Origin of the sequence: Lysinibacillus boronitolerans JCM 21713 = 10a = NBRC 103108, from assembly GCF_000772935.1 — a bacterium.
Classification (GTDB): domain Bacteria; phylum Bacillota; class Bacilli; order Bacillales_A; family Planococcaceae; genus Lysinibacillus; species Lysinibacillus boronitolerans.
Genome location: NZ_JPVR01000064.1, coordinates 1 through 20,732 on the forward strand (window position 1 = coordinate 1; position 20,732 = coordinate 20,732).

Here is a 20,732-nt window from a genome sequence, read left to right on the forward strand (position 1 = left end):
CGCTGCACTCATGGACACACGTTTTCCGGCAAAGGTGATCGTGTCGTTGACTTTGACCAGCAAGGAGGGCTTACTATGCACAGTGATGCCGCTGTCCTGATGGAGCTGCAGAAAGACGGCACCCTCCTTGGCGGTAAATGTTACGGACTGTGGGTCTAGCTTCATTTCCTTCCCTTTCGGTGTACCCCAGTAAGACGTTTTGGGATCAGCTGTTTTCGGGTTGGACTCGCCACCCTTTCGTACACTATGACGAACAAACGCTGCTTCCTCTCGATGTGTTGGGAAGGTTAGGTGGACGCTATCTCCTTCCTCTGGTGGGCTGTAAAAGCCACTATGTCCCTCTGCCGTATAAGGCGTAGCAAGTGGGAACCACGTAGCTTCTTCCTTTTTTTGTGTCTCATCGATACTGAGGTGGACTCGAACCTGATCCTTTTTGACCTCTAATACCTTTCCTTCAATCGCTGTGCCCGGTAGGAACGGAATACTGCGCCTATCTTGACGTATGCCTTTTTCGAACAGCAGATGATACTCATAGGTAAGGATGCCTTGCTTCATGCGGGCGATAGACTTGGCTACTACCAGCTCCTTGCCCTGGAGCAGAACGCGATCACCCAGTTTCAATGTTTTTCTAGATTCTATCACGTAGGCAACTGTATCCCGCTCTTCAATTGGCTGCTCGATGTCATTATGCTTACTATGTAAAAACTTAGAGCGATCCTTTAAGATCGTATAATTTGCCAAGGAAAGCTTTTGCATTCGCCCTTCAGGTAGGCCAAACCAAAACTTCGGCTTATCAGCATCCACTGCGGCGACTAATACAGCCCGAAAATGGGAGGCCATACGTTGTAAAAATTGCCAATCCGTCTCCTTATATTGTAATATAAATTGCTTAAGAGGAGTAGCTTTCGATACAGTATCAATAACATCTGCACCTGAATAATCTTCTAGCACCTTTTTTAACATCGCCTCATAAGTCATTTTATGATGCTGAAAGGAGCGGTATTTTTGTTTACAATCCAAGGTGAATGTAGAAGAAACAGCCTCTAATTCAACTTGATATACACCCCTTGTCATTCGTACCGCAATTTCTGTTACCTGCCCTTTAAAAAGCGCATGCAGCCGTTGACCTTTGTGTTTTTGATAGAGCTCTATTCGATCTGTCGTACTGGCAAGCTGCATACAACTATCTTTCTTTTCCGCAGGAATAAATCCCGTTATTGCTAATCTTGCATGGTCGTTCACTGTTTGAGTCAACGTGAGATTATGCAATGTTTGGATTTCATAGGGGGATACGAGTTCAAGCTCACCGTATCCGATTACTTCCTCGTATGTGTTCACATGAATTCCCTTCTTTCCTCAGGGGACAATCGCTTATTCTTGCCCATCATCTTCTACTTTTATCGTTCCACAATACATACACATATTAATCGATTGACTAACTAACGCTGGATGATTTTCAATTAATTGATCATCCTTCCCATTAATCCAGGGCATTGTAATCACAGGTGTACAGGGCATGGGCTTTAAGACACCATTATTAGCAGCTGTAGCTGCCGCAACAGTTGGATTCGCTAATGTCTGGCATAAGCCAAATGGTTGAATATTGACATAAGGCTTATAATCCATCGTATTCATCTGCGCCTTATTTTTCGTATAAACACCGTGACTGACTGGCATTTTTAAAATACTCGTTTGATCTCCTTGTGAACAGGATAATTTGGCACCAGCTACGACATAACTCCGTTGGTCGCCACCCTTTGTCTGCAATTCTTCTGACATAGAAAAACCATCCTTTCGATACGTAAGGTGTTACCACTTTTGCTAAACATAAGACTTAACTGCAATACTTACGTCTGACGACTCTTTCTTCAAATTGCTCTAATTTTAATCTCGCTATTTTCTCCCTACCATTTATCTAAAGCACCTTCCATCATGTGCTTTAATCCTTTTTCAAGCACCTCATCTATTTTCCTACAGAAAGAATGTCGTTCCATCTTCCTTCAGTTTGTATTTTTTGTAATCGTATTCCCCGAAAATCTCTGCGTAGAATACTCTCTGCTAATTCAATGTTTACCACTATAAACTGTTCTTTAATGCCCTCAATTTGAAAGAATGAATAAGGAGCAGCCAACTGCTCATCTATGACTAGCTTCTTCAACGTACCATCCAGATGAAATTCCGTTTGAGTGGAAAGACAACGCACTCTTGGTGGGATCACCAGCCAATATAAGGTTTGCATTAATTTAGGCATATCCGTGAGAACAACTGCTTTAAATGGCATATTTGGGACATACTTTTCCACTAATTGTTTAACAGCATCAGAAATAAGCATGATTGGCTTTTCTATGAGATCGGTATACACCATCTCGCCTTTTTCTAATACAGGAAATTGCCGTTCAAGTTCCTCTAATTCTTCCATTCTTTCAATGGTTAATAGCTCTTTTTTAATCACTTGGGCGATACCAACAGGTTTCACAGCATTTGTGATACGTTCATCTTGAGATAGAATAAAATAGTTCATCTTTCGTCTCCTTTTTTCACACTGTCTACTTCCAAATGACACTAGCAGCCTGGAATGGATCTAGCTTTACATATTCCTTTGCTTCCTTAGAGAAAATAGCCATTTCTAAATTGGCTCCCGCAAAATTTGTATTTCTAACATTTGCCCCCATAAAGCTGGCCCCTCGTAAATTCGCTAGCTCAAAATTGGCGCCTTCTAAATTCGCATCGGTAAAACGAACCGGTAAATAGCCAGGTATTTCCCATTTCTGACGATCTAGTAGACCACTCGCTCCTTGTACTTGTTGAAAATTCGCTCCCTGTAACTGACTATTACTAAAATCCGCCTCATAAATTGTGCTAAAGCTCAAATCCGTGTCCATTAGCTGACTCTCCCGAAAGCTAGTACCAATCAACAGACATTCACGCATATGACAATTGGTTAAATTGGCTTTGTGGAAAAAGGCATAGCGAATATCCAAGCCTTCATATCGCCCACCTGCTAAATTTAAATGGCTAAATACCTCGTATGGATATTCCTCCTCTAATTGTTCATCTAGCCAAGCCTTTATTTCTTCACTATCCTTCGCTGAAAAATCCTCGCTATAGACAACCTCATTCATATCCATAAACTCGCCTACACGTATCTCGACAGCCACATCCCGATCTAGCGCCAAATACTCTGGACATCGAATAATGTCAGGTAGCGCATATCTAGCGAGACTTATTACATATTGGTGAAAATGTTTGGCGTCCTGAAGTCTAATGCGATCTATATCTGCCTGAGTAATTGCCCCCATAAAAGTTTTGCTATACAAACTTAATTCTTCAATGTATTGCTCTAAAAAATGATGCGCCCAGCCTGCATCATAAGTAGTTAAAAGTGGATGAATATCAAAAAACCATTCCTCATCCGTAGCTTCTACTAAATAGTGAGGGTTGCTCTCTAGTAGCTCTGTGCGTAGCATTGAAAACGTAATATGTGCAATCGGTCCTTTCTGTTGAAGCGTTTGCTGTTGTTTGAGTTGCTGACATATTTTTTGAAAAGACATCCTAAAATCATCAGCGAGCCTATCCTTGGAGGCTTGAAAAAAATCCTCGAGCAATAAGAGATATTTCAACCTTCTTTTTTCTACTTCGTTATCATAAAAATGCTGTAAAACTCCCTGTGTCTGCATATAAGTCTCCTTCCTTCTCATTCACACGCAACCATTTTAATTTGCCTTTACTTCCTTCCCAAAAATCTGCACACTGCCATTCATCGTTATTTTACTTTCTTTGCATTTTAAAGAAATTTCTTCCTCCGCAGACAAAAGAATTTTCTTACTCGCATTCACTGATATATCTGCCTCAGAGATTAGTTTAATTTCTTTTTTACTAAATATTTCAATACCATTTGCTTCGTTTAGCCGAATAAAAATATCCCCATCCTGTGCAGTAATAACCACTTCAGTTGGACTCATTTTAATTTCTTTACCAAAGGCTGTACGATAATATTTGGTTGAGGGATCATCTAGTTTGTTCGTTGCTGAAGTATCTAAATTTTTTCGTATGGAGCTGCTAGAAATTCCTTCCTCCTCCCGATGTGAAGGAAAATAGACATGAACAAAATCATTAATTTCAGGCATACAATACCAACCACTATGTCCCTCTGCTGTATAGCCTGTAGAATAAAGAAACCAATGTGCTTTGCCTTTATCCTGCTTCTCATCAATCGCTAAATGCACCTTAATATGATCCTTTGCGACTTCTAATACTTTTCCTTCCAGTGATAAGCCTGAGATCGCATCGTTAAATAGTTCACTTTTATTCATGCCATTTTTCGTTGACAGCGTATAATAATGTTTCAGCAAGCCATCCTTCATGGTTGTGTATGCTTCACATATATAAAGCGTTTGTTGATGAAAAGTGACATGGTCTCCTATTTCCATTACCTTATCTGTTTCCACCTCATAGTATAGAAAGTCATGCTCTCCCATACCTCCATTACCATTCTCTGTATATAGAAGGTAATCTGCTAGTTTTTTTCGGGTCGTATAATGGTAATCTTCTAGCTTGCCTTTAGCTCTACCAGCAGGCACACCAAAATGGAACTTTGGCTTATCAAAGGTAGCAGCAGGCACTAGTCCAGTGTTAAAACGTGAGGCTAGTCTTTTTAAAAATTGCCAATCTGTCTCTCGATATTGCAGCGTAAACTTGTCTAATTTAGCACCCTTTGTTGCTTCATCAATAATGTCAAGACCAGGATAAAAAGGATGTAATAGTTTGAATAAAGACGAATAGGTCATTTCCTTATCCTGATAGGAGCGATTTTTCTTTTTAATGTCTAGCTGGTAGGTGCTTGAAGCCGCTTCTACTTCAATATAATAAATGCCACGAACTGAACGAACCTTCACATCTAAAATTACACCTTTAAATAAGGGTGAAGGTATACCAAGATGATTAAGCTGATTTACTTCAATTGCTGATTTTGCCTCCGTCATTTCCACATATGTGTCTCTCGCTACTTCAGGCACAATACCAGTAAAACGTAACGTAGCATGTTCATTCATTTTTTTTACGATAGTAAGCTCTTGAATACTAATAAGCTCAAAAGGTAGAATTTGAATATTATGATAAGCTGTCACGACACTACTCATCGTATTCCCCCTCCGTTCCTACTATTTGAAGCAAATCGCAAGGATTCCATCATAGCTCTCGCAATCGGACGCCAAGTTTCAAGGTCCTCCTCCATACAATTGAAGGTTCCAATAAGTGCTATTCCTTCGATAGAGGCAAAGAACATTAAATTAAAAATATCGCCATCAATAGCCGGTGTAATAATCTCTAAAAAGCCTACTGTCTTTTCGTCAATCTTCAGGACATCCGTATCGAGCCAATCAGCTGAAGGTTGAGCTTGTTCAAGGATATCAATCATATTTTCTTGAAAAGCAGCAACTCCCTCCTCCTGTAATCGATGTGGAGTCAGGTTGAAGGCAAGATTAATCGATGAGGATTCATCTGTATAAATTAGATTTGGTCGACGGTCCGATGGGTACTTTAAGGCTGCTAATTCAGTAGACATCTTAGAAAATAGTTTTGGCATACGAATCGTCATTTTACCATCCAATAACGACTGCTCCATCACCCCTATCTTCTCATCATCAATGATGATGTAGCTTTGATAGATATTTACTTTTTCTAGGTCTTGTTCCTCCTGCTTAGATGCCTGCTCAGGCTCCTGTTCCTTTTGTATGGCTACTTGTCGCTGGGCTAGCTCATGTTGCTCCTGCTCTCTCATTTCATTTCTTAATGCAATAATTTTTTCATCTATAAACTTCATCCCAATCACCTTCCGTTTTTTCATCAACTATATTTCAACCTATCAACTATTATTTGCTTAGTCCCTACACATCCTTCATGACACAGAATTTGAAATCTGATCCTTCCATTGCCTCAACCATCTCATCAAAGGCATACCTGTTGGCAATGCTTCTCTCTACTTCTTCCTCACAAAAATATGAGTTTGAGTGCTATCTTTTCTATGTATAGGATCTTTTATTTCCGCCTTTAAAGTAATTTTAGGGAGATTAAAAATAATCTAAGGAACTATAAAAGTTCCTTAGATAATTAGTAGTGTTTTATCCTGCTGCAATCTTAGACAGCGTAGCCACCCTCGATTTTTGCCAAGTCTGTTTTGTCTTTCTTTTGTTTAATAAATAAGAAGAATTCACCGATACCTTCTGTGTCACCATATCTTTCTGTATAATCCACCACAAAAGCGTTCGGGAAATGAATTTTTCTTACTACTTGATCCGCTGAAACAACCTCTAATGTCACTTTACGGTAACAGTCAGCCTTTTCAGCTGGTACTAATGACCATAAACCTAATTTCATCGTATCATCAGAATTATCACCATCAGTTGCTGTAAGAATTTTACCTCTTACTTTTAAAGTGGCTCCAACATCTGTAGAGCGAGCGTTCGAATCATTTGGTGTATCTGTTTCATATTCGACAGTCATGATGCTTTCTAAGCCTAATTCAATTGCCTCTGAACCTTCTACTTTTAATACAAAACCCATTTTCTTACCCCCTAAAATTTGTTAAATCAAGACATCTAACTGTTCTGCAGAATATTAGCAATTAGTCTCTCGATTCTTATTTATGTTAAAAGATTTAAAAAATCTTAAACATACGACTGAAAAATTGAATAATTGTATGTTTAAACTTGTTAGGCTTTAACAGCACTTGTCCCTTTTGTAATCATTACTTCTAAATTCTTCACATTGCCATTAAACACAAGGTCAATTTGACACGTGCTCGTTTTCTCGTCGATAATGTAGCCGATATCATCTCCATCATGGAATTTCTTTAATCTTTTCATCACTTAGACTGTCGATTCCCTTCACATCTCCAACAAGCGTAATTAAGTCCATTTTTTCAGGATTAATTTCTTCAAATAGCATGGTTCTGTTTGTTTGATTAATAATCTCCATTCATTTGGCTGTATATTTCTACAGCCGTCCCTCCTTTAGATAACGAATTTCGGGTAAGCATAAACATTTAGTGATAAAAATACAGGATTAGAATTATATAACTACTTCTTTTAAAGAATATTTCAGGAATAAAAATCAATTTGAGGCTAAGCTATGTACTAGAAACTCTAATTCTACTTTTATGCATTTTTTATTCACTAATGATAGGATGTATCACAAAAGTAACTATACAACACCAAAAATTAATGTCAATATTTTCTATAGAAGATATTGTAATTAAAAACAATTTAAAGTATTTTTAGTAAAAATGTTACATATAATAATTATGATATTTTTTCAGTTAATATAGGATTAATCCTATTTTTTTATAAAAAAAAAACTAAAGGTTCAATTACTCTTGGGCCCAAAGCTGTTTTTTAAAATAATCTTCTATATAGGAAAAATGAATAAAAAGTATTAATCATATAACGACATTAGTCTTTTAGGATGAATATATATAAAATAGTTCTTTAAGCATTTGTACTTTTCTTTCAGATATTATGATTTTCAAAAAGGAAAGTCCAACCTCCAAAAATAGTTAGGAGAAATAGCATTGTTCACCTCTTCATTTACAACTTCACCCTCTTATCCTTGGAAAATTACATCTAAACAAAATAATCGAAAACCTTGCTTTCCTTTTATGATTTTCTTCCCAAAAGTCATGAGGCAGTAATCAGTCACACTTTTATTTGGCTTTATATTACGTCGCCAGCACGCTAAAATCCAATGTTCATTCATTCAGCTTGTAATTTAAGGTGCAAAAAAAACCGTTCACCTAAACGTGAACGGTTTTGTAGACTATGCTTTTTGATAACGAAGCACTGGTGTACGAGCAGCGCGTGTTTCGTCTAGACGAGATACGACTGTTGTATGAGGTGCTTCTTGAACGATTGATGGATTTTCTTCTGCTTCTTTCGCAATTTGAATCATTACATCACAGAATGCATCTAATGTTTCTTTAGATTCTGTTTCAGTTGGCTCGATCATTAACGCCTCTTCCACATTTAATGGGAAGTATGTTGTTGGTGGATGGTAGCCAAAGTCTAACAAACGTTTTGCGATATCTAATGTACGAACGCCTAGCTTCTTCTGACGACGACCTGATAAGACAAATTCATGTTTACAGTGACGGTTATATGGTAGATCGTAGAATGGCTCTAAGCGACGCATCATATAGTTTGCATTTAATACAGCATATTCTGTAACAGCTTTTAAGCCATCTGGCCCCATTGTACGAATATACGTATAAGCACGAACATTGATACCAAAGTTACCATAGTAAGGTTTTACGCGTCCGATTGATTGTGGACGATCGTAGTCAAAGTGGTATGTGCCTTCTTCAGTTCTTACTAATACTGGTTTTGGTAGGAATGGAATTAAATCAGCTTTTACGCCTACTGGACCAGAACCTGGACCACCGCCACCATGTGGGCCTGTAAATGTTTTGTGTAGATTTAAATGCACACAGTCAAAGCCCATATCGCCAGGACGTGCTTTACTCATAACGGCATTGAGGTTCGCACCATCATAGTACACTTTACCGCCTACAGAGTGAATTAGCTCTGCCATTTCGATAATGTTTTCTTCAAATAACCCTAGTGTATTCGGGTTAGTTAACATGAGTGCTGCTGTATCAGAACCTACTACTTTGCGAAGGTCTTCGATATCAACTAAGCCATTTTCATCCGATTTGACAGTGATTGTTTCAAAGCCCGCTACTGTCGCTGAGGCTGGGTTTGTACCGTGAGCTGAGTCAGGCACGATTACTTTGTTACGGTGACCTTCACCATTTGCTTCATGGAACGCACGAATCATCATTAACGCTGTCCATTCACCATGAGCACCTGCTGCTGGTTGTAATGTAACTTCATCCATCCCTGTAATTTCTACTAAAGACGTTTGAAGATCATAAAGAAGTTCCATTGCCCCTTGGACTGTTGATTCATCCTGTAATGGGTGAACATTTGCAAAGCCTGAAAGACGTGCAACTGTTTCGTTAATTTTCGGATTATATTTCATCGTACAAGAGCCAAGCGGATAGAAGCCCGAGTCTACCCCATGGTTTCTACGGGAAAGTGCTGTATAATGACGCATAATATCCAGCTCAGATACTTCAGGTAGTTCTGCTGCCTCTGAACGTACTAGGTTTGCAGGTAATAAATCTGCTAGGTCTACTTCAGGTACATCTAGTGCTTCTAAACTATAGCCAACGCGACCTTCTTTTGAAATTTCAAAAATGAGTGATTGATTTTCGTTATGCATTAAGAGCCCCCATTTCTGCAACAAGTGCATCAATTTCTTCCTTCGTGCGTAATTCAGTTACTGCGATTAGCACATGATTTTTCAGAGAGTCATAATTTTGACCTAAAGGATAGCCACCGATAATACCCTTTTCGATTAAGCCTTTATTGATTTCCTTCACACATTTATTCGTTTTCACTACGATTTCGTTAAAGTGTACACCTTGGAATGCTACTGTAAAGCCTGCTGCTTCAAAGGCATTTTTTGCATAACGTGTTTTCGCAATATTTTGAGTAGCCATTTCACGGATACCTTGTTTTCCTAGAGCTGTCATCGCTACAGAAGCTGCAAGTGCAAGAAGTGCTTGGTTTGAGCAAATATTTGAAGTTGCCTTATCACGACGGATATGTTGTTCACGTGCTTGTAGTGTTAAAACGTAACCACGACGGCCTTCACCATCAACTGTTTCACCAACAAGACGTCCTGGGACCTTACGCATTAATTTTGTTGTTACTGCAAAGAAACCACAGTGTGGGCCACCGAAGGCTTCAGAAATACCGAATACTTGCGCATCACCTACACAAATATCAGCGCCAAGCTTGCCAGGAGGCGTTAAGATTCCTAATGCAAGTGGGTTAGAAGATACAACAAGTAAGCTTTTTGCAGCATGTGCAATATCCCCGATCACTTGGATGTCTTCCACTTGGCCGAAGAAGTTTGGATATTGTGCAATAACAGCTGCTGTGTTGTCATCGATCAACTCTTTTAATGCATCCACATCTGTCACACCATCTTTTTGCGGGATAGTCACAATCTCAATGGATTGACCGTAGGCATATGTAGCAACAACATCGCGATATTCTGGGTGCACTGCTTCAGACACTAAAATTTTCTTGCGACGCGTATGACCAGCTGCCAGCATACCTGCCTCTGCTAAAGCTGTACCACCGTCATACATAGAAGAGTTTGCAAGATCCATACCCGTTAGCTCGGCAATCATCGTTTGGAATTCAAAGATGGCTTGTAGCTCACCTTGTGAAATCTCAGGTTGATATGGTGTATAAGCCGTATAGAACTCTGAACGAGAAATAACATGGTCCACGATCACTGGTTTATAGTGGTTATAAACACCTGCGCCTAAAAATGATACATTGGCATTTGTATCCTTATTTTTAGCAGCAAGTGCCGTTAATTCTTTTAATAAAGCAGATTCTGATTTAGCTTCTTTAATATCATAAAGGCCTTTAAAACGGACTTTCTCAGGAATATCCTCAAATAACTCATCGACTGAGGATACACCGATTACGTCTAACATTTCTTTTTGATCTTGCTCCGTCATAGGTAAATAACGATGTTTCATAAATGTAGGTCCCTCTTTTCAACTATTATTTTGAACGCTTGTAAAACGGTGTTTCTACTGTTATTACCTTTAAGTGTTTACCGCGAATTTCGATTTCTAGCTCAGTTCCGATTGTTGCGAATTGACTGTCAATTAATGCGTGACCAACATTACGTTTAGATGAAGGAAGCTGTGTACCAGTTGTCACTTCACCGATTTCTTGACCATCCTTAAACACTTTGTAGCCATGGCGTGGAATGCCTTTATCAATCATTTCAATGCCTACAAGTTTGCGTGGTAATCCATTTTCCTTTTGAGCTACTAACGCTTCATGACCAATGAAGTCTTCTTTATTTAATTTCACAGCGAAGCCAATACCAGCCTCCAGTGGAGAAATTGTTGCTGATAGCTCTTGACCATATAGTGGTAGCCCCGCTTCAAAACGAAGTGTATCACGACATCCTAGTCCAGCTGGAACAACACCTTTTTCTTGACCTGCCTCTAAAATTTTCCCCCAAAGCGCTTTGATGTCTTCTGGAGCGCCATATAATTCAAAGCCATCTTCTCCTGTATAGCCACTGCGAGAAACTAATACTTTATGTCCTGCAACCTCAACATTCTCTTGGAAGCGGAAAAATTTAATGGCACTTACATCAGTTGAAGTAAGGGATTGAAGAACTTCTTCTGCTAATGGTCCTTGCAGAGCAATTTGTGCGTAGGCATCCGATTGGTTATCAATCGTCACATCATATTGATGCTGATTTTCCATCATCCAATCATAGTCTTTTTCAATGTTGGCTGCATTGACACATAATAAATAGTGATTGTCAGCTAATTTATATGTTAATAAATCATCAACAACGCCACCATCTTCATAGCACATTGCCGTGTACTGCGCTTGACCGTCGACAATTTTTGAGACATCATTCGATAACAGATTTTGTAAAAAATCTAATGCATCGGGACCAGTTACTAAAATCTCTCCCATATGTGATACATCAAATAAGCCTGCACGATTACGCACTGCATCGTGTTCTTCTTTAATAGAAGAGAATTGAACTGGTAATTCCCATCCACCGAAGTCAACTGTTTTTGCACCATATTTCGCGTATTCTTCAAATAGAGGTGTACGTTTTAATTCATTCGCCATTCTTTTTTGCCCCCTTATTGTTAGTTACATTTTTACTGGTAGTAGTTCGTCTGCTTTTTGTATTCCTACAGTCAATCGCATAAAACAGGCTATAGACATAAAAAAAGACAGACGAACCCCTTTTCGGGATTCTCTGTCCTTGCACCTGAAAGTTACACCAGACTGGCTCGCAAGCTTCACTATTGCCAATCAGTCGGCTTTCCCCTTTGGTGGCTGTTATTGTTATACTACAGCTCTCTCCAGAGTTGCGTCTTGTACGAGTCCTTTTACCTGAGAGATTCATAGCCCATTGCTACTTGCTCCTTCGGTGGCGTCTCCACGCTCTCTCCCCGCACAATCATCCGCCCAAGATAAATCTTGGTACTATTTAGTATTCAATGAACATTTAGTTACTTATTTGTCTATATCCTAACATTAAATGCATTGGAAAGGCAATCATTTTTTAAAAGATAATAAAAGACGAACATTAAAGTAGCAAAAAGTGATTATCGTTCGTTTTTCAACCTTTTTACTTGAAATACTAAATACTCTAGAATTTGGCGAATCGTCCTACCTTCTGTCAGTACCTGAATATGACCTGCATCACGGTAAAACTTCCTTCTGTAGTGATACAGACCTTCTAGCTCCTCCTTTGTAGAGCTCTGTACAATGGGTCTATTTGGATCATGCTGAACTCGTTTATAAATATCCTCAAACGACGCATCTAAAAAAAATACCAGTCCACTGCGTCTCATAATTTTTCGATTTTCAGCATTGATGGCAACGCCACCACCAGTCGAAATAATACAAGCCTCGTCCCTAAAATTTTTCAAAAATTCTGTTTCTATTTCTCGAAAGTGGGCCTCACCGTATTTTTCAAAAATCTGTGGAATTGTCATCCCCTGCTGTCGCACAATCTCATGATCCATATCATAATATGGCATCTTCAATAAATAGCTTAAGCGTCTTCCTAACGCACTTTTTCCACTACCCATAAAACCAACTAAATATATTTTTCGCAATTCGATTCACCTTCTTATAACTACGATTCTACACTGTCTGACAAAATTTGTCCCAATAAATTTATCGTAGCTCGAACATTCAATTTTTCTAGCCCATCATATGTTCGATACTGCATTTCATAAGACATATAATACGCAAGAACAAAAGTAGTTACAAAAAATAATAATGCAATTGCGATCAAAAAAATAGCCCCTCTGTCATTTTTCAATAATTGGCACATAAAAGGTTCGCTCCTTTTGAATACCACTAGTCATTTTTACAGCCACCGTCAGCTTATTTTCGGAATAGCTAAATTGACATTTATTGATTCCTATTAGCATGGGAACATGTCCACCCTTTACCTGCTCACGAATAATATTCGAGTAGCAATCAATATGATGGAGCGTATCGGCTGTTTGGAAAGTCATTCTTTTTTGATCGTCTCGAACGGAAAAGGTGGAAATATCTTTTAGAGAGAGATTTAAATCAGAAACAAATAGTTCCCACTTTGTTTGTTCATCTGTTAGCATAGTGAATCTCATTTCAGCAAACCACAGCATGATAAGGACAAAAAAATGAGAAATAAGCACAAAAACAACTAATTGAAACATAGCTTCTATTAATGTATAGCCCTTCTCATTCATGTACTTCACCTGTCACTTGGATACATTTTTGGCGTGGCTCCTGTAAATTTTGAAATTCGACACAAACTTGTTGTTCATCAACTATCCAGTGATAAGCAACCTGTTCAATGGTCCGAGTGCCCTCTGTTACTTGAATCGCAAGATACTGTTTTAAACCTTCATATGCTGTTTCAGCTGCAACTAGCTCCATTTTTTTATTAGCAAGATTTGTTTTCATCGTATAGGTAATGGGAATTAACGAGGTACAAAGTATCATTAAAATCCCCACACCTAAAATAGTTTCTACAAAAGAATAGCCTGACTCATTCAATCCTAGCTCTCCCTCGCCCTAATGTTATGATTACTTTTTTCTTACCCTGTGGAGTTTTAAACGCCATAGTACCAGCGGACATCACATTGCCGCTGTAATTATAGACAAGTGTTTGAATGGAACTCTCTGCGGGCAAAAATTCAACCCCCTTCGGAAAAGAGCGTTCATATAAATGGGTAAAAAAATCTTTTTGAATACTATAACGATTTGTTGAACCTTCCACTTTCAGGGCTATATATTGCCGTTGGCTCATACTATAGGTTTGAATATATTGAATATCGAGTTGTAATTGCGTAAAAAATCGTTCTATTTCCTTGGTTTCTGCTATTTTCAATGAAAATTTACTAACAATCGCTGTTAAACTCATAACAAGAAATAAGACAATCAGCATTTCAAGAATTGTAAAACCACCATTTTTATGAACATTCATTAGCTATCCGTACCTGTTTCCAAGTTGACATTGGCTGGACGTACCTCTCCCTCATTAGTAATCACTATTTCTTCTTTATTGGGGCAGGTTGTTTCATTTTCCTTTAAATAACCTTTTGCCACTAAATCATCTAAGGTAGGATAGGCCATATTATCTACACGATAAGCCTCTACTTGACCTTGCACCATGCTTATATAAGCCGTACAGCCTTTCTTATCTATTGTGGCGAAATGTTTTGTAACATTTGGGATTGTAATTAAAATGAGGATAGATATAATTAGCAAAACTATAAGCATCTCTATTAAAGTAAAACCAGCTTGTTGGTTGATACGTTTCATCATTTACCTCCTAAACTAATTCAATCATGTGATAGATGGGTAATAATAAACTGATATAAGCTGCTATTATACAAGCAGCTATAAGGATAAAGAAGCTAGGCTGCACAAAAGCTAATATTTTTTGTAAAAGCTGCTCCTGCTTTTCCATTAATAAATCACTATACAATACTAATTCTTTTCCTAAATATCCGCTGTGCTCGCCATGCTCAACGAACATTGGAAAATCTTTTTGAAAAACGGCCATTATCGTTACCGCCTGTGTCAGTGATTCTCCAAAGATGACTCTTTCTTTTATACGCTGTGAAAGAACTTGGAGAAATGGTTGTAGCTGCTGTTCCTCTAATAGCTGAAGGCTTGCTTGTAATGAAAATCCACTTTGTAGTAAGCTGCCTAAATAAGCAGCAAACTGCCTTGTCAATGCCAGCCTAAAATAGCGCTGTATAAAGGGGATTTTTAATAAAATTGTTAGTTGATGCGCAACAGCTTGTCGTTTGAGATAGAATCGAAAAATGATTAAGCTGCCTATTACTATGAACATGGTCAAGATGACTACATCTGGGACATGTAATAACATATTGGACAATGCAATACTTGTCTCTTCTGTTTCAGAGGTACGACTGACGACCATTCTTTCAATGTTCGGTAAAAAAAATGTACGAAACACAAAAAATAACAACAATAAAAAGAACATCAGTGTGACAGGGTAGATCAGCAGCTTGATTAGCTTTTTCTTAGTCTTTTCACTTACTGTTATCTGCTTAGCCACACCTTTAAACGCTTCTATCATATGACCATTGTTTTCTGCCACCTTAATTGCCATTAAATAATGATTCCCTAGCTGTAAGATTTCAAATATCTCTGCAACACCTACTCCTTGTCTGAGCTTTTCATCAATTTGCAGCTGTATGTCCTCATGAGCTTCGATATGATGAGGTAGTAGCATGGAAATAGCTTGTGGAAATAAATATCCTTCCTGCATTAACACACATAATCGATTGAAAAGCTGAGCTTGCTCCTTTACCCGCCATTTCGTAGCCCGATTGTAAAAAAGAACAATTTTATCGATGTATGTTTGTAACTGCATATAGGCTCTCCACTAAATCTTTTTGCCCCCTTAATGTTAAGTCATAAGGAAGTTTGTAATTTCCCTTATCCTGAATGGCGGTGATGGCTCTTGATAGATGATCATCATGTAATATTTCATAGACAGCTCGACGTTCTTCATGTAGACCTGAAGTCTGAACAAGCATTTGGGCAACTATGCCGATAACCGTTTGACGTAGCTCATCTATCGACACACCTAAATCCATTAAACGATAGAGACAATTAATGGAGTCTTTTGCATGAATAGTGGAGACTACTAAGTGCCCTGTTAGGGAGGCTTGGATGGCAATATTCGCTGTTTCTTTATCGCGAATTTCACCAATCATAATGACATCAGGTGAATGACGTAAAATGGCTTTTAGTCCTGTAGCATATGTAACGCCCGCTCGCTCGTTTACTTGAATTTGAAGTAAATTCGCTTGGCTGTTTTCTACAGGATCTTCTAAAGAAATCACATGTCGATTCAATTCTGTGGAACAGTAGTGGATTAGGGAATAAAGTGAAGTAGACTTGCCAGAGCCTGTTGCTCCCGTAAAAAATAGAAGACCTTGTCTGTTTTGTACTAGCTCCATGAGTTGGTGAGCAGCGCTTTTGGAAAAGCTTAGGGAAGTTAGTGGAAATGCATGATTTTGGAGAAGTAAACGAATAATTAAGCTTTCTTTTAAAAATGCAGAAGGCAGTGTGGATACTCGAAACGAATATGAATTTTGCTCCATTGCTTTTTGAAACGCGCCGCTTTGAGGTTTACGACGCTCACTAATATCTAATTGAGCAAGAAATTTATAATAAGAGATCATTCTTTCTGCAAGTTCATTTTGTAGCTCACCCGCGTGGAGAAGTTTATCATATTTCCGAAAATAGATCCGATACTTTATTTTTCCTGGAACCAGCAATAAATCGGATGCTCCAAAATGATAGGCCTTTAGTAAAAGTTGCTCACATTTTTGTTCGACAACTGTTTCAAAACTCTGCATATATGCACCTCTCTTTTAGTTCATTCGAATAGGACCGCTCTATTCGTTATTTCCTAGTATAAGGAGGAACTCGCCACGAGAAAAGCCCTTTTCAGAAAATAAAAATTTATAAGATAATTTTCTACCAATAATGTTTTTTGCTACAAAAATGTGGATAAAGTGCAATTTTCCACTAAAAAAGAATATAAATACATGAAAAAATTAATATTTATGCCGAAATGAACTGTATCTTTTTCAATAATACAATATAATAGTATCAACATGATTATTTTCCTAACACTTGGTAGACGAACATAATTTTTATAATAATTTAAAGAGGTGAAGCTCATGATCCATCCATTAAAAATTACTAGTACACTAGCCGATGAAACAAGATACTCTATTTATGAGTACATATTGCAAGAGAAAAAAACAGTTACTGTGCAACATATTGCTGATAAATTCGGTATCCATCCAAACGTTGCTCGACTTCATTTAACGAAGCTTTCAGAAATAAACATTATTACAGCTGACTATGTAAAAACAGGTAAAGGTGGCAGACCTGGACGTGTTTATAAAGCTTCAGAAAAGGGTGTATCTCTCACTTTTCCAAGACGTGAGGAAGATCGTTTATTAAAATGGACGATTCAATTAATTGAAGACTTTGGTCCATCTGCATTAACAAAGTGCCAGGAAATTAGCTACCAAGACGGCTACCAGCAAATGAAAAATTATATGAGTGCTGAATTGACATTAAGTAATTCTCTTTCCTTCGATGAAAAACTTCAGCTATTAACGGACAATGCCGCATTAATTGGCTATATTCCACAAATTCAACAAACTGAGCATGGAAAAAAAGTAATCTTCTCCATTTTCAATTGTCCATTCCAGGAGCAACTGACATCCTATTCTGAAATTGTTTGTTCATTACATGAATCCTATCTAAAAGGGCAATTAGATGCATTGTTTACGAACAATGAATTTGTGCAAATGGAAAGTATGATACATAATTGCGATTTATGTAAATATGAAATAAACGTGACAGAAATCGATAGCTAGATTAAAAATCCATTTGTTTGTCACAAACATGGAGAAGTTCCAGTTTACAGACACCTTTCATATCATTTATAATGAGTAAGAGATTATTGTGTCGTGGGCAAAAGGAGGGGAAATTTCATGGATAATATGTATAAAGTTATGGCATTCTGGACAGGTATTTTTGCCGTTATGTTCTACCTTGGAGGTATGAACGAGGTATCGCTATTATTCTTAGGTAATACAGGTTTATTCTTATTATTAGGCTTCTTAAACCTTTCAGAACGTATGTACATGTACATTTTCGGAGCATATTTAACTGTATTCTTCGCTGGCTTCACGTACTATACAACATTCATTCACGTACCTGGTGGCGGTCATTAATACAAACAAAATCGCGTATCTCACTTTCGGTGAGATACGCTTTTTTATGTGCTAAAACAGTTTATTAGTCAAATTTTAAAATCCATTTAAAAAAGGATTTGTCTCCATTTCTGAGCCTACAGTAGTATAATTACCGTGTCCAGGATAAATAATAGTATCCTCAGGTAATGTCAACAGTTTATTATGGATAGATTCCAATAAGATTTTGGTTGATCCACCTAATAGATCTGTACGTCCTACACCCTGTTCAAATAATGTGTCTCCAACGATGGCAAAACCGTCCTTTTCAAAGATATAGGAAATACTCCCAGGTGAATGCCCTGGTGTAAAAACGGCTTGAAAAACAAAATTACTTATTTCAAATTGCTGTTCTTTTTTGATGATTGTGTCTTGTGCTGGTGCAGCTACCCTATAATCTGGTAATGCAGCATATTTACTAGAGCCATTCTTCGTTGGATCCGCTAGCCAACTAACTTCCTTTTCATGAATCCATACAGGCACATCAAATACCTCACGCACTGCATCCACTGCCCCTATATGATCAAAATGGGCATGTGTTAAAAAGATAGCAAGAGGTTTTAAGCCGTTGCTACGGATTGTTTTAATGAGACGCTCCGCTTCCTCGCCTGGATCAAATACGATACATTCTTTTTCTTTATTCGATACGATATAGCAATTCGTTTGGACGGGACCAAGAGAATAACTTCGTACGTTCATCATAGTTATCACCTCAACTTCCTATTATACAGACTTTGCCACAATTTGACGATAAATGTTCATAGTTTGCAGTATTTTAGTCCTCGACAAAAACAAGTAGAACGTTTACAATTAAGGAGGAATATTGTTTGCGACATTCATTTTCTGATGTCGAAAGGAGTGTCTATTTTTAATGAACTTATTAATGGTTATTTTTGGTCTAGTAGCGATTTTAGCTGTAGTTGGTACATTCCAAGCAATTAAAGAAAAGAACCTATTAAGCGTTGTTTTCAACTTATTAAGTGCTGCTGTATTCGGATGGTTCGTCATCATGACGATTGTTCACAGCGGTTACCCACCAAAATTACACTAAAATTCAGACAAAAAAAGAGCAGTCTCCTCGGAGATTGCTCTTTTTTTGTTTGTTATTACTTATTGAGTTGAAGAAATCGTTTCTTGCCCAATTGTAGGACATCATTATTCATTAATACTTGCGATAAATCATCCATCGCTATCTTTTCTCCATTCAAGGAGACTCCATTTTGCTTGATTAACCGCAAAAACTCACTCTTACTATGAATAAAACCTATTTCCACTAGTTGTGGAATGATATCCATTATTCTTTCCTTATCAATTTCTAAGAGCAGCACGGGATTGTTTTTGGGTATTTCCTTTCTTTGAAATGCTGCTTCAAAATAAGCTCTTGCTTCCTCCATTGCTGTAGGTCCATGATATAAAGCCGTTATAATTTCTGCTAATAGAAATTTCAAATCGCGAGGATTCTCTCCCCTTTGTAGTCTCTCTTGAATAGCCTGCACTTTTAGTGGATGCTCATCTGTTGCTAATTCGAAATATTTGATAATTAAAGTATCTGGTATTTCCATCACTTTTTTAAACATAATCTCAGGTGCTTCATTGATACCAATATAATTACCTAAGCTCTTACTCATTTTTTCAATGCCATCTAATCCCTCTAGTAGGGGCATAAAAATAGCAATTTGTTTTTCTAATCCTCGATGCTTTTGTAAGGTGCGCCCCATTAGAATATTGAACGTCTGATCCGTTCCACCTAACTCTATATCTGCCTCAAGCTCTACCGAATCATACGCTTGCATAAGTGGGTAGAAAAACTCATGTATGCCAATTGGTATGTGCTGTTGGTAACGTTTCTGAAAATCCTCGCGCTCTAAAAGTCGAGCAACAGATGTTGTGGCTGCTAGCTTGATGACTTCTTCAAAGGACAGTTTTGCTAACCATTCACTATTAAAACGAACCGTTGTCTTGTTTATATCTAACACTTTAAAAATTTGCTCACAATATGTTTGGGCGTTTTTCTTTACTGTATCGTCGTTTAAGGCTGTTCGCCCCTTTGCTTTACCTGTAGGATCGCCAATTCGTCCTGTAAAATCACCGATCACAATCACTGCTTGATGGCCTAAATCTTGCATTTGCTTGATTTTTCGTAGAACAACAGCATGACCTAAATGAATATCTGGTGCGGACGGATCGAGCCCTAGCTTAATCGTTAAAGGCAGCTGTTCCTTATACGATCGCTCTAATTTTCCAAGTAAATCCTGCTCATCTACGATCTTGCTAGCGCCTTTCTTGATAATTGCTATTTGCTCCTTTGGTGTTAAAAACATACGAAACATCTCCTTGTAATATTAAATATTAATATTGCAAGCTCTATAAGAGTTCATGAGGTACTGACTGTTGACAAGGCTTTACTAACTTTTATCTAAATCCACTGCTTAAAAGGCATAAAAAAAACGCCTTTAGGAAATTCCTAAAGGACGTAGATAAACGTGTTACCACCTTTTTTCGAGAGCTATTCACATAGCCCTCCTCAACAAGTACAGCCGTAGCGATACTTCTGCAATGATTACGGATGCAACCCCGTCGTAGCCTACTTAAGTTTCGGTACGCAGCTCCAAGATGTATTCACTTTAATATCCCTTGCGCCTCTCAACAACCGGCTACTCTCTGTCAGTTCCATTAAAGTTACTCGTTCTTTTCGATGCCTTTCACTCTTATACTCCGAAATGCGAAAAACAAATCTTCGTTATGCAGATATTTACACTTATTATAATCATCTCTTTTTCTTTGTCAATAG

Annotated in this window: 25 protein-coding genes, 1 riboswitch and 1 other annotated feature; of the genes, 3 read left to right on the plus strand and 22 right to left on the minus strand. The window is 37.9% G+C overall.

From position 1 onward, the window contains the following. From CD31_RS04970 to comGA, 20 genes are all read right to left on the minus strand, one after another. Window positions 1-1,338: contractile injection system protein, VgrG/Pvc8 family (locus CD31_RS04970; RefSeq protein ID WP_244905083.1), on the minus strand; the 1,338-nt coding region annotated here is incomplete at its 3' end. A gap of 33 nt (window positions 1,339-1,371) precedes the next feature. Then, on the minus strand, window positions 1,372-1,779 hold the full coding sequence (locus CD31_RS04975; protein ID WP_036076149.1) for a DUF4280 domain-containing protein: 408 nt from the start codon (window positions 1,777-1,779) through the stop codon (window positions 1,372-1,374). Window positions 1,780-1,963: 184 nt separating this feature from the next. Further along, window positions 1,964-2,521, minus strand: coding sequence for a hypothetical protein (locus tag CD31_RS04980; protein WP_036076150.1), 558 nt, complete (start codon window positions 2,519-2,521; stop codon window positions 1,964-1,966). A gap of 25 nt (window positions 2,522-2,546) precedes the next feature. Continuing rightward, window positions 2,547-3,677, minus strand: coding sequence for a pentapeptide repeat-containing protein (locus tag CD31_RS04985; protein WP_036076152.1), 1,131 nt, complete (start codon window positions 3,675-3,677; stop codon window positions 2,547-2,549). Window positions 3,678-3,713: 36 nt separating this feature from the next. Beyond that, on the minus strand, window positions 3,714-5,138 hold the full coding sequence (locus CD31_RS04990; RefSeq protein WP_036076154.1) for a hypothetical protein: 1,425 nt from the start codon (window positions 5,136-5,138) through the stop codon (window positions 3,714-3,716). Beyond that, a complete protein-coding gene (locus CD31_RS04995; RefSeq protein WP_245188805.1) occupies window positions 5,135-5,821 on the minus strand; it encodes a hypothetical protein in 687 nt (228 codons plus the stop codon). The genes CD31_RS04990 and CD31_RS04995 overlap by 4 nt, the downstream gene beginning before the upstream one ends. Before the next feature lie 314 nt (window positions 5,822-6,135). Continuing rightward, entirely contained in the window at window positions 6,136-6,561 is a 426-nt protein-coding gene (locus CD31_RS05000) for a hypothetical protein (protein ID WP_036076155.1), read from the minus strand. Window positions 6,562-6,710: 149 nt separating this feature from the next. Further along, window positions 6,711-6,863, minus strand: coding sequence for a hypothetical protein (locus CD31_RS23250; RefSeq protein WP_156113260.1), 153 nt, complete (start codon window positions 6,861-6,863; stop codon window positions 6,711-6,713). After that, a complete protein-coding gene (locus CD31_RS23255; RefSeq protein WP_156113261.1) occupies window positions 6,838-6,975 on the minus strand; it encodes a hypothetical protein in 138 nt (45 codons plus the stop codon). The genes CD31_RS23250 and CD31_RS23255 overlap by 26 nt, the downstream gene beginning before the upstream one ends. A gap of 837 nt (window positions 6,976-7,812) precedes the next feature. Then, window positions 7,813-9,276 carry an aminomethyl-transferring glycine dehydrogenase subunit GcvPB gene (gene gcvPB, locus CD31_RS05005; RefSeq protein WP_016993972.1) on the minus strand — a complete coding sequence of 488 codons (1,464 nt, stop codon included), beginning with the start codon at window positions 9,274-9,276 and terminating at the stop codon, window positions 7,813-7,815. Next, window positions 9,269-10,615, minus strand: a complete 1,347-nt coding sequence (gene gcvPA / locus CD31_RS05010; protein ID WP_036076158.1) for an aminomethyl-transferring glycine dehydrogenase subunit GcvPA — start codon at window positions 10,613-10,615, stop codon at window positions 9,269-9,271. The genes gcvPB and gcvPA overlap by 8 nt, the downstream gene beginning before the upstream one ends. A gap of 25 nt (window positions 10,616-10,640) precedes the next feature. Beyond that, a complete protein-coding gene (gene gcvT / locus CD31_RS05015; RefSeq protein ID WP_036076160.1) occupies window positions 10,641-11,744 on the minus strand; it encodes a glycine cleavage system aminomethyltransferase GcvT in 1,104 nt (367 codons plus the stop codon). Between the two features lie 248 nt (window positions 11,745-11,992). Further along, window positions 11,993-12,085, minus strand: a riboswitch (glycine riboswitch). A gap of 144 nt (window positions 12,086-12,229) precedes the next feature. Next, complete coding sequence (locus tag CD31_RS05025) at window positions 12,230-12,745, minus strand: shikimate kinase (RefSeq protein ID WP_016993969.1); 516 nt, start codon at window positions 12,743-12,745, stop codon at window positions 12,230-12,232. 20 nt (window positions 12,746-12,765) lie between these two features. After that, entirely contained in the window at window positions 12,766-12,927 is a 162-nt protein-coding gene (locus CD31_RS05030) for a hypothetical protein (RefSeq protein ID WP_225340350.1), read from the minus strand. 16 nt (window positions 12,928-12,943) lie between these two features. Further along, window positions 12,944-13,369 (minus strand): competence type IV pilus minor pilin ComGF, encoded by a 426-nt coding sequence (gene comGF / locus CD31_RS05035; RefSeq protein WP_016993967.1) that lies wholly within the window; start codon window positions 13,367-13,369, stop codon window positions 12,944-12,946. Next, window positions 13,362-13,679, minus strand: coding sequence for a hypothetical protein (locus CD31_RS05040; RefSeq protein ID WP_036076164.1), 318 nt, complete (start codon window positions 13,677-13,679; stop codon window positions 13,362-13,364). Before CD31_RS05040 ends, comGF begins: the two co-directional genes overlap by 8 nt. Beyond that, complete coding sequence (comGD, locus tag CD31_RS05045) at window positions 13,672-14,109, minus strand: competence type IV pilus minor pilin ComGD (protein ID WP_036076166.1); 438 nt, start codon at window positions 14,107-14,109, stop codon at window positions 13,672-13,674. Before comGD ends, CD31_RS05040 begins: the two co-directional genes overlap by 8 nt. Further along, entirely contained in the window at window positions 14,109-14,447 is a 339-nt protein-coding gene (comGC, locus tag CD31_RS05050; RefSeq protein WP_016993963.1) for a competence type IV pilus major pilin ComGC, read from the minus strand. The genes comGD and comGC overlap by 1 nt, the downstream gene beginning before the upstream one ends. Window positions 14,448-14,457: 10 nt before the next feature. After that, complete coding sequence (gene comGB, locus CD31_RS05055) at window positions 14,458-15,531, minus strand: competence type IV pilus assembly protein ComGB (protein ID WP_036076168.1); 1,074 nt, start codon at window positions 15,529-15,531, stop codon at window positions 14,458-14,460. Beyond that, the gene (gene comGA / locus CD31_RS05060) at window positions 15,506-16,525 is read right to left on the minus strand and encodes a competence type IV pilus ATPase ComGA (RefSeq protein ID WP_036076170.1); all 1,020 of its coding nucleotides are present in this window, start codon (window positions 16,523-16,525) and stop codon (window positions 15,506-15,508) included. The genes comGB and comGA overlap by 26 nt, the downstream gene beginning before the upstream one ends. Before the next feature lie 327 nt (window positions 16,526-16,852). On the opposite strand from comGA, the gene CD31_RS05065 reads away from it, so the two are divergent. After that, complete coding sequence (locus CD31_RS05065; protein WP_036076172.1) at window positions 16,853-17,563, plus strand: helix-turn-helix transcriptional regulator; 711 nt, start codon at window positions 16,853-16,855, stop codon at window positions 17,561-17,563. 117 nt (window positions 17,564-17,680) lie between these two features. Then, the gene (locus CD31_RS05070; protein WP_004231035.1) at window positions 17,681-17,923 is read left to right on the plus strand and encodes a DUF2626 family protein; all 243 of its coding nucleotides are present in this window, start codon (window positions 17,681-17,683) and stop codon (window positions 17,921-17,923) included. 75 nt (window positions 17,924-17,998) lie between these two features. On the opposite strand, the gene CD31_RS05075 is transcribed toward CD31_RS05070, so the two are convergent. Beyond that, window positions 17,999-18,643 (minus strand): MBL fold metallo-hydrolase, encoded by a 645-nt coding sequence (locus CD31_RS05075; protein ID WP_036076174.1) that lies wholly within the window; start codon window positions 18,641-18,643, stop codon window positions 17,999-18,001. 169 nt (window positions 18,644-18,812) lie between these two features. Here CD31_RS05075 and CD31_RS05080 point away from each other — a divergent pair, with 169 nt between their 5' ends. After that, a complete protein-coding gene (locus tag CD31_RS05080; protein WP_016993959.1) occupies window positions 18,813-18,992 on the plus strand; it encodes a DUF2759 domain-containing protein in 180 nt (59 codons plus the stop codon). 55 nt (window positions 18,993-19,047) lie between these two features. On the opposite strand, the gene tyrS is transcribed toward CD31_RS05080, so the two are convergent. After that, entirely contained in the window at window positions 19,048-20,262 is a 1,215-nt protein-coding gene (gene tyrS / locus CD31_RS05085; RefSeq protein WP_036076176.1) for a tyrosine--tRNA ligase, read from the minus strand. 143 nt (window positions 20,263-20,405) lie between these two features. Further along, window positions 20,406-20,646 (minus strand) — a binding site (T-box leader). Window positions 20,647-20,732: the final 86 nt, after the last annotated feature.

What these genes read in the sequence shown, in the direction of transcription:
- gcvPA (WP_036076158.1), bottom strand. Translation starts at nt 10,615, where the DNA reads ATGAAACATCGTTATTTACCTATGACGGAGCAAGATCAAAAAGAAATG.
- comGC (WP_016993963.1), bottom strand. Translation starts at nt 14,447, where the DNA reads ATGAAACGTATCAACCAACAAGCTGGTTTTACTTTAATAGAGATGCTT.
- CD31_RS05065 (WP_036076172.1), top strand. Translation starts at nt 16,853, where the DNA reads ATGATCCATCCATTAAAAATTACTAGTACACTAGCCGATGAAACAAGA.
- comGA (WP_036076170.1), bottom strand. Translation starts at nt 16,525, where the DNA reads ATGCAGAGTTTTGAAACAGTTGTCGAACAAAAATGTGAGCAACTTTTA.
- CD31_RS05070 (WP_004231035.1), top strand. Translation starts at nt 17,681, where the DNA reads ATGGATAATATGTATAAAGTTATGGCATTCTGGACAGGTATTTTTGCC.
- comGB (WP_036076168.1), bottom strand. Translation starts at nt 15,531, where the DNA reads ATGCAGTTACAAACATACATCGATAAAATTGTTCTTTTTTACAATCGG.
- tyrS (WP_036076176.1), bottom strand. Translation starts at nt 20,262, where the DNA reads ATGTTTTTAACACCAAAGGAGCAAATAGCAATTATCAAGAAAGGCGCT.
- CD31_RS04975 (WP_036076149.1), bottom strand. Translation starts at nt 1,779, where the DNA reads ATGTCAGAAGAATTGCAGACAAAGGGTGGCGACCAACGGAGTTATGTC.
- CD31_RS04985 (WP_036076152.1), bottom strand. Translation starts at nt 3,677, where the DNA reads ATGCAGACACAGGGAGTTTTACAGCATTTTTATGATAACGAAGTAGAA.
- comGD (WP_036076166.1), bottom strand. Translation starts at nt 14,109, where the DNA reads ATGAATGTTCATAAAAATGGTGGTTTTACAATTCTTGAAATGCTGATT.
- CD31_RS04990 (WP_036076154.1), bottom strand. Translation starts at nt 5,138, where the DNA reads ATGAGTAGTGTCGTGACAGCTTATCATAATATTCAAATTCTACCTTTT.
- CD31_RS05075 (WP_036076174.1), bottom strand. Translation starts at nt 18,643, where the DNA reads ATGATGAACGTACGAAGTTATTCTCTTGGTCCCGTCCAAACGAATTGC.
- CD31_RS04995 (WP_245188805.1), bottom strand. Translation starts at nt 5,821, where the DNA reads ATGAAGTTTATAGATGAAAAAATTATTGCATTAAGAAATGAAATGAGA.
- gcvT (WP_036076160.1), bottom strand. Translation starts at nt 11,744, where the DNA reads ATGGCGAATGAATTAAAACGTACACCTCTATTTGAAGAATACGCGAAA.
- comGF (WP_016993967.1), bottom strand. Translation starts at nt 13,369, where the DNA reads ATGAATGAGAAGGGCTATACATTAATAGAAGCTATGTTTCAATTAGTT.
- CD31_RS04980 (WP_036076150.1), bottom strand. Translation starts at nt 2,521, where the DNA reads ATGAACTATTTTATTCTATCTCAAGATGAACGTATCACAAATGCTGTG.
- gcvPB (WP_016993972.1), bottom strand. Translation starts at nt 9,276, where the DNA reads ATGCATAACGAAAATCAATCACTCATTTTTGAAATTTCAAAAGAAGGT.
- CD31_RS23250 (WP_156113260.1), bottom strand. Translation starts at nt 6,863, where the DNA reads ATGAAAAGATTAAAGAAATTCCATGATGGAGATGATATCGGCTACATT.
- CD31_RS05000 (WP_036076155.1), bottom strand. Translation starts at nt 6,561, where the DNA reads ATGGGTTTTGTATTAAAAGTAGAAGGTTCAGAGGCAATTGAATTAGGC.
- CD31_RS05080 (WP_016993959.1), top strand. Translation starts at nt 18,813, where the DNA reads ATGAACTTATTAATGGTTATTTTTGGTCTAGTAGCGATTTTAGCTGTA.
- CD31_RS23255 (WP_156113261.1), bottom strand. Translation starts at nt 6,975, where the DNA reads ATGGAGATTATTAATCAAACAAACAGAACCATGCTATTTGAAGAAATT.